Consider the following 8,767-nt stretch of genomic DNA (forward strand, 5'->3'; position numbering starts at 1 on the left):
ATGCATAGAAGTTTTTTAGAGGGACAACAGGTCGTGCATTTTGAAGAATAATGAATTTCTTATATTTTTAGACTTAGAGTTTATATCGTATCATGGAACAATTTCATAAATAGTACCTTTGTTAAAATCAGTTACTTTCATAGAACCGTAAACTCCTAAATATAATCTAGTTTGATCTAAGTTTGTTCCTAAACTAACATAATAAGCTGCTTGAGCACCAAAATCATAATTGGTTTCAATAACATGAAAATCATTACGTTTATCGTCTATACTTGCCCTAGTATATGCTAAAACACCTTTAACTGGAGACCGAGATTCTTCTTTTTTGGCAAGATCGGTAAACACGACGCTACCAGTTAAATTTGGTATTGCAGTTCCCATATAAGGCTGAACTCCTGTAAGTGAAGTTCCTCCAAACTTATCCGGTCTGGAATCTTTATGAAAATAACTAATTAGAGGCTGAATACGTCTCACTGACGTTTGAATTGTTTCATTATAATAAGCCATTGTTCTCTCATCCAAAGTAGGGTTCTCAGAACAGTGCCTTATAAAAGAAGTAGGTAATTCTCCTTCCCATCCTCGCCAACCAAAATTAATAAATCCATCTTGAATGGGAGTGGATCTCATTAAATGCGTTTGAACAAGTTCGGTAACCGGTATGGGTTTATAATGAACAAACGAAAAAATAGACTCTACAATATCCTGCCCGACATTTCCAGCATATTTGATATACTGATTATAAAACCTTTGAAATGAAATACCTGTTATATTACGAACTCCTTTCGCAATTACTGTAAGTGTTTCTTGTATAGATAAAGGAAACTCATTAAATCGCGTAACTACTGGAGGGTTATTTATGAATGTATTTTTACTTACATCGATTTCAATTATTTTACCCGCTATTTCTAAATCATCCTGGCTTAAATTAAATGGATCATAACCCGATCCACCATCTCCATTTGTAAAAACAAGTTTTCCAGTCTCAGGTGAAAAGTTTAAACTATTGACTCCGTTATGATTAAAAAAGGGCCTTCTTATGTTAAGTAATGTCCGTCGTTTTTGAGATTGACCATGTGATTGTAAAATCCATTCCTCAACCGTATCAATATGATCATATTGATTATCTCTATTTACCCACTTTAAGTTTAAAGTTTTCGGATCACATGGATCAGGTTTAAAAGGTTCAGAAAGGGCACCCGGACCTTGAGTGCCAGCTACTGAATAATGAAGGTAAAATAAACCATTTTGATAAAATTGTGGATGAAACGCTAGTCCTAGCAATCCTCGTTCATCGTAACCACTACTAGAAACCCCTTCTTCAGATGTGCCTAATTTTATGATTCGCGGGCGAATATCTAAAAAAGTCCTTATAACTCCGTCTCCTATGTAAAAGATTTCTCCTACCTGGGTGGCAATGAATAACCTTTCAATTGAGTCACCTGGTAGTATAGTTGTTTTCAAAACAGTAGGTAAATTGAACTTACTTGCAATGGGTCGTAAACTAACCTTAACTTTTGTCAACTTACTTTACACCCCTTTAATTGCATTTTATTAAAAGAATATGATTAGAACGGTTCAATTAGTATCCAATTAGGGACTAGGAGGGACTAGGGAATTGGATATTATTTCTGACTGCGCTGCATTTCCTGCTTCTCCATATAACTACGCATCCGTCGCATATATTCAGGTGCGTCCATCGGATTCCCTGCGATCATTTCAATTATACAGAGTCTTTCGGCGCTTTCCTTTTCAGCATGGATTATAGCCTGATCAAGCTCTCCATAGGTCCGGACCGTAACGGTAAACGCGTTACCTCCAAAAGCTTCGGCCAGCTTGGTGTAAGACCATCGAGGGATTTGGTTGTACTTTTGATCCTCTGTTTTGACATTTAAATATTTCTCAATTGTATAACCATCGTTGTTCAATATAAAGATTATGGGCTTGCAACCGTAATAGAGCATAGAACTGATTTCCTGTGCTGTTAGCTGCAGGGCGCCGTCACCTGTAAACACCAATACTCGGCGTTCCGGCGCGGCCATAATAGCACCGAACGCCGAGGGGATTGCGTAACCGATAGACTGCCATCCACCTTGGCCGATATACGTTACATTGCCCGGCAATCTCACCTCCGCCATTCCATTATAAAATGTCCCGGTCTCGGCGATCACAATATCGTCCTCTTTCAGCATGCACTGAAAACGCGGATAATAGCGTTCCGCCAATAGAGATCCGTCGACATTAGTTGTTAATTGATCGTAAGGGAATGAATTTTTTTCTGTCAAACCTTTTCCCTTATAACCCACCTTCTGCACGGCAAGTAGCATGTCGGCTGCAAGAACATTCGGATATTCCGCCTCAGCGATTTTAACCATGTCTGGTTGAATATTGACAGTTATTAGCGGGTTCAGTTTTGCGGTAAATTTCGCCGTGTTGGTGTCCGCCAATACCATGCCGATTGCAATGATACAATCTGCATTCTCCACCGTACTTTGGACTTCAGAACCTCCGAAAGAGCCTAGATACATTCCGATATAATTTGGATGGGTCTCGTCGAATCCCCCCTTCCCGTACATCATCGTTACAACAGGCACATTCATTGCATCGGCTAGCTGCCGAGTTGCTGTCTGAAGGCCGAAACGCATCGTTTTCACACCCACCAAGATAACCGGTCGGTGGGCACGTTCCAAAAGCGTACGGACATGATTCACTGCAGCCTGAAGGGTATTCGGGTTGGATGTTGAACGTGGTGGTACTGGCTCTGTCCAGACTTTAATCGGCTTGGTCACTAAATCATTAGCCACAACCAGGTATACCGGCTTTTTCTTTTCCTTAGCAATGCGAATCGCAGTCTGAATTTCAATCTTGGCATTTTCCGGCGTAAGCACCGCGGTATATGCCGTAATCTGCTCATACACCTTGCGAAAGACGTCAAAATTTCCATCCATTAAGGTGTGATGCATCAGTTTATGCTCTTTTTGATCCTTCTCAGGAGGCGCGCCCACAATGTGTATTATTGGTACATGCTCGCTGTTAGCTCCCGCTATCGCATTGCAGGCGCTGAGCTCCCCGACCCCGAAGGTCGTAATAAGAGCCGATATTCCTTTGATTCTTGCATAACCATCTGCAGCGTAGCCCGAGTTTAGTTCGTTTCGTCCTTCTATAAAACGGATGCCGTTATAACACTCCAAAGTATCAAGAAGTGTAAAATTATAGTCCCCTGCGACACCAAAAATTTCGGTAATGCCCTCCAGTTTCAGGCAATCGAACAAATACTGGCCAACCGTTTTTTGAGCAGGTCCCCTTTGTAAACCAAAGTTGCCCGTATTAATCATGTTGTCCATCGCTTGTTCACTCCTTATCTATTTCTTGGGCTTGTTCTGTTTAATAGTACCCTTTTTGATAATTCCCTTTAATTAAGCCGGTTATCCCTTGTGCAACAATTAATGGGGAAGAAATGCTCCTTAGCTCTGGAGAAAGTAATAAAACAGGAGAAGGAGGAGAAGGAGGAGAAACACTAAAACATTACAGAATTTACGATACCTTAAAAATGATAAAAACCCACGAAGAAAATGAATTTTCACCGTGGGTTTTAGTTATTTAAATGGACTTTCGGGACACCTAACTCAAGAAGCATCCGCACCTTCAAACTGACTATTATAAAGCGAAGCATAGAAACCATCAGCTTTCAATAACTCTTCATGATTACCTTGTTCTACAATATCCCCATCCTTCATGACAAGGATTAAATCTGCATCACGTATTGTTGATAATCTATGAGCGATAATGAAGCTTGTTCTACCTTCCATAAGGTTTTCCATCGCTTTTTGGATCAGTACTTCTGTACGAGTGTCAATGGAGCTTGTCGCTTCATCGAGTATTAATATTTTCGGATCCGCAATAAGGGCGCGGGCAATTGTTAGTAGTTGCTTTTGTCCTTGGGATACGTTGCTTGCTTCTTCGTTTAGTTCCATTTGATATTTATTTGGTAATGTTTTTACGAAACTGTGAACGTGAGCTGCTTTCGCTGCTTCAATTACTTCTTCGTCTGTAGCATCGAGTCTACCGTAACGTATATTTTCCATGATGGAGCCGTTAAATAGCCAAGTGTCTTGAAGTACCATACCAAACATGTTGCGCAGGTCTTCTCGCGTGAAGTCTTTTATATCGTGACCGTCGATACATATTGCACCGCTGTTTATGTCATAGAAACGCATTAACAGTTTTACAATCGTTGTTTTACCAGCCCCGGTTGGTCCGACGATTGCTACTTTTTGTCCAGGTTTAATGTTAGATGAGAAATTATTGATGATGATCTTATCTGGATTGTATCCAAATTGAACATCTTGGAAGGTAACTTCTCCTTGAACTTTTTGCAGCTTCACTGGATTTTCTGCTTCTGGCACTTCCTCTTCTTCTTCTAAAAATTCGAAGACTCTTTCTGCAGCAGCTGCAGTGGATTGAAGTACGTTCGCGATTTGCGCTACTTGAGCGATTGGTTGCGTAAAGCTTCTAACATATTGCACAAAGGCTAAAATGTCTCCAACTGCGATGGTTCTCTTTACCGCAAGCCATCCGCCTAAAATAGATACAGCGACGTAACCGATATTACCGATAAATGTCATAATCGGCATCATCATTCCAGATAAAAATTGAGATTTCCATGCGGAGTGATAAAGGGTATCATTTACCTTTTCGAATTTTTTTACTTCTTCTTCTTCTTTGTTAAAGGCTTTTACGATATTGTGACCACTATAAATTTCTTCGACCTGACCGTTTACGTGTCCTAAATATTTTTGCTGGGATTTGAAGTATTTTTGTGATCGTTTTACGACTGCCATGATGAGAATCATCGATACTGGCAATATTAAAAGCGCCACTAATGTCATTTGCCAGCTGATTGATAACATCATGATAAGTACACCGATGATTGTAATAACGGATGTGATGATTTGCGACATACTTTGGTTTAACGTTTGGCTCACCGTATCTATGTCATTTGTAATTCTCGATAATACTTCGCCGTGCGTTGTTTTATCAAAGTAATTCAGCGGCATACGATTAATTTTTTCGTCGATTTCTTTTCTGAAGTTATAAGATACTTTTTGAGCTACTCCAGAAATAATGTACCCCTGGATAATACCAAACACAGTGCTCAGTATATATAATCCAAGAAGTAAAATAACAATGTTTCCGATATAGGTAAAGTCAATGGCCGCACCGGGTGCTCCTGATACTTTGCTTACGAGTCCTTCGAAAAGTTTTGTTGTCGCATTTCCTAAAATTTTTGGACCAACGATTGTAAAGGCTGCACTACCGATTGCGAAAAGGATAACGACTAAGATTGATAATTTATAGGGCTTCAAGTATTGAAGGAGTTTATTCATCGTTCCTTTGAAGTTTTTTGCCTTCTCAATCTTTCTCATGCCGCCGCCCATAGGACCGCCACCGCCAGGACCAGGACCGCCTTGTTTTCTATTTTCTATTTTTTTATCACTCATGATGACAACTCCTCTCTTGAAAGTTGTGATAAAGCAATTTGCTTATAAACTTCACAGTTTTCCATAAGCTCTTCATGAGTACCAGTTCCAACTATTTTTCCTTCGTCAAGTACAATGATCTTATCGGCATTCATGATTGTGCTGATTCTTTGGGCAATAAGTAAAACAGTACTTCCTGTAATCTCATTGTTTAAAGCTCTGCGCAATGCTGCGTCTGTCTTAAAGTCAAGAGCTGAGAAACTATCATCGAATATGAAGATTTCCGATTTTTTCGTAAGAGCACGTGCAATAGAAAGTCTTTGTTTTTGACCACCGGAAACATTCGTACCACCTTGTGATATTTCTGTACGGAAGCTTTCAGGTTTTTCGTTAATAAACTCCATAGCTTGCGCGATTTCTGCCGCTTTTGCGAGTTCTTCTTCAGTTGCTTCTTTCTTACCGTATTTCAAATTACTCTCGATTGTACCTGAGAATAGAACTCCTTTTTGCGGTACATAACCAATTTTCTCTCTTAATTCCTTCTGAGATACTTCTCTAATATCCGTGCCATCTATTAATATTTGGCCGCTTGTGACATCGTAAAATCGTGGAATTAAGTTGATTAATGTTGATTTACCACTACCTGTACTTCCGATGAAAGCTGTCGTTTCACCAGGTTTTGCAGTAAAGGTGATATTGGAAAGCACATCTTCTTCTGCACCTGGGTATCTAAAGCCAACATTTTTAAATTCAACGTAACCTTTCTTGTCTGAAGCAAATGTTTTCGGCTCTTTTACATCACTAATGGTAATGTCAGTATCTAAAACTTCTGCGATACGTTGTGCGGAAACTGAAGCACGCGGAACCATAATAGATACCATTGAAATCATTAAGAAGGCCATGATGATTTGCATTGTATATTGCATAAATGCCATTAAATCACCAACTTGCATATGTCCCATATCCACTTGGTGTGATCCAACCCAAATAATAAGTACAGTAACGGCATTCATGATAAACATCATCATTGGCATCATAAATGACATTAAACGGCTTACAAATAAATTTGTGTTTGTTAAATCTTGATTTCCTTTTTCAAATTTCTTTTCTTCATGTTTTTGATTATTAAAAGCACGAATAACGAGCATACCTGTTAAAGATTCACGAGTGATTAAGTTAATTTTATCTACTAACTTTTGGATACGCTTAAACCTAGGAATCGCGATGCTAAATAAACCAATGACTAAGCTTAAAATCGCGATTACCGCAACTGCGATAATCCATCCCATTGAAAGATCTGTAGTAAGTACTTTAATAATGCCGCCGATACCTAAAATTGGTGCATAGAATACAATGCGAAGCATCATAACCATAAGTGTTTGAACTTGCTGGATATCATTTGTACTTCTTGTAATTAGAGATGCAGTGGAAAACTTATCAAACTCCGCATTCGAGAAGTTTGTAACTTTCCGGAATACTTTCTTTCTAAGGTCTCTGCCGAGCCCAGCAGCTACTTTTGCAGCAAGTAAACTCACGATAACGGTAGCTGCCATACTTACTAAGGATAAAAGCAGCATTTTCCCGCCGGAAGTAAGAATGAAATTAGATTGAAGCTTATCTATATTGATACCGATCTTTTTATACTCATTCTCAATGAATGAAACGGCTGATTGTGTTACCATGCTGCCTGGCATATTCTTAAACTTTTCATCTGCCTTTTCTTTCATTGCATTGATTTGATCTTGAGGAAGTTTCGCAATGATTGCAAAAGGATCTGTATTTGGCGGAAGCTTCGCTGGTGTTTTGTTGTCACCCGTCGCAGCAGGAGGGAAAGCAGATGCGCCTCCTTTTTCAATTCCTTGTGTAATTAACATTGGTTTCCCAAAGATATTGTTAAGTTCGTTAATTATATTTTTATCTTCTGTATGTAGCTTATAAAGCGGCTCTTTATCAAGCTGTGGATAATCTTTTAAGTCATTTTTTAGTTCACTTTGAGAGAGGTTGTTCTTATCTAAAAGCACATAGTTGTCAGCTACTTTTTTCTTCTCATTTTCATTCATAAAGAGCGTAAGTTTATCCATTTCACTTTTACGAATAACCTCAGGTACTGCATTTTCTACACCTTTTTGTTGAATCCCTACATTGACAATGTTAGACATATAGTCTGGCAGTGATAGATCGCATACTGCCTGCACAGTTAAAAGACATACAACTGCAATGATGGAAGTAACAAATGGTTTTAAATGTTTAATGATCTTTAACATTTAATTCATCTCTCCATTTTCCTTATCTAATTTTTTTAGTTTTTACTCCGTTTCTCTCCTTTATTCTTCGTATTCTCAGTAATTCATTCTAGCAGCTCTTTACGCATTTTCGACCACAGATTAATTTTATGACTATATGAAGATATAATGCAACTTTTAGAGAGAATAGACTTACCTTTGATCAAACATGTTTATAAACCAACATAACGTACAGGAAATCGGCTTTTCTCTTGTCGAAATTTACTTAGCATACAGTGGTCATATATTTTCAAGAATAACGGAAGAATATATAGAAAATGCTACATAAATGTGAAGTTTGATCAACTTAGGGGGGACAACCTTGTTCAATCAGATAGTAAAAGCTGTACCCAATTTATTTACGATTGGAAATTTATTGTGCGGTGTTTTTTCAATTACCATGAATATGAGTGACTATTTGGAAGTAGCCTCCATTTTTATTTTCTTTTCAGCTGTTTTAGATCTCCTTGATGGAAGAATTGCGAGAAAATTAAAAGTGAACAGTGAGTTTGGTGTACAATTGGATTCCTTAGCTGATATTGTTAGTTTCGGAGTTGCGCCTGCACTTCTATTTCATTCGATAGCAACACCATCTATTTTAACTTCTTTGGCATTTATCCTTTTCCCAACGATGGGTGCTTTAAGATTAGCTAAATTTAGTGTAAAACCAACCATTGGATATTTTAAGGGATTACCTATTCCAGCTGCTGGATTACCATTGGCCGGTATGGGATTGTTTTCATATAGCAATGCATGGATTACATTAATCCTCGCTCTCTTAATGGTAAGTCCAATTAGGTTTAAAAAACTTTAATTGGGATCCCGTCTATCGCTTTAATTTCATTTGTGGAACGGTTCGCTAACATCCATCAAGTTGAGGATTTTGATGTTATTCATCATTTTACGAATGCAGCGATGGGACAGACTTTAAAGAGCTTACCTATTTATTGTAATTAATCATAATAGATTGTGAAATTGAATAGCCTCCAGTTTTTGAGGCTATTGTTT

At 38.4% G+C, this 8,767-nt stretch carries 5 protein-coding genes; 1 reads left to right on the forward strand and 4 read right to left on the reverse strand.

Annotated elements, in window-relative coordinates:
• Positions 1-90 precede the first annotated feature (90 nt).
• The 4 genes from AB3X48_RS13865 to AB3X48_RS13880 all read right to left on the reverse strand — a co-directional run bounded on the left by AB3X48_RS13865 (position 91) and on the right by AB3X48_RS13880 (position 7,741).
• A complete protein-coding gene (locus AB3X48_RS13865; RefSeq protein ID WP_016104962.1) occupies positions 91-1,521 on the reverse strand; it encodes a PQQ-dependent sugar dehydrogenase in 1,431 nt (476 codons plus the stop codon).
• A gap of 101 nt (positions 1,522-1,622) precedes the next feature.
• Complete coding sequence (locus AB3X48_RS13870; protein WP_016104961.1) at positions 1,623-3,341, reverse strand: alpha-keto acid decarboxylase family protein; 1,719 nt, start codon at positions 3,339-3,341, stop codon at positions 1,623-1,625.
• Positions 3,342-3,623: 282 nt separating this feature from the next.
• Entirely contained in the window at positions 3,624-5,498 is a 1,875-nt protein-coding gene (locus AB3X48_RS13875) for an ABC transporter ATP-binding protein (RefSeq protein WP_367959685.1), read from the reverse strand.
• Positions 5,495-7,741, reverse strand: a complete 2,247-nt coding sequence (locus AB3X48_RS13880) for an ABC transporter ATP-binding protein (protein ID WP_016104959.1) — start codon at positions 7,739-7,741, stop codon at positions 5,495-5,497. Before AB3X48_RS13880 ends, AB3X48_RS13875 begins: the two co-directional genes overlap by 4 nt.
• 340 nt (positions 7,742-8,081) lie before the next feature.
• Between AB3X48_RS13880 and pssA the strand changes: the two genes are divergently transcribed.
• Complete coding sequence (gene pssA, locus AB3X48_RS13885; RefSeq protein WP_002085344.1) at positions 8,082-8,573, forward strand: CDP-diacylglycerol--serine O-phosphatidyltransferase; 492 nt, start codon at positions 8,082-8,084, stop codon at positions 8,571-8,573.
• Positions 8,574-8,767: the final 194 nt, after the last annotated feature.

The organism is Bacillus sp. S4 (assembly GCF_040838205.1).
Classification (GTDB): Bacteria; Bacillota; Bacilli; order Bacillales; family Bacillaceae_G; genus Bacillus_A; species Bacillus_A cereus_U.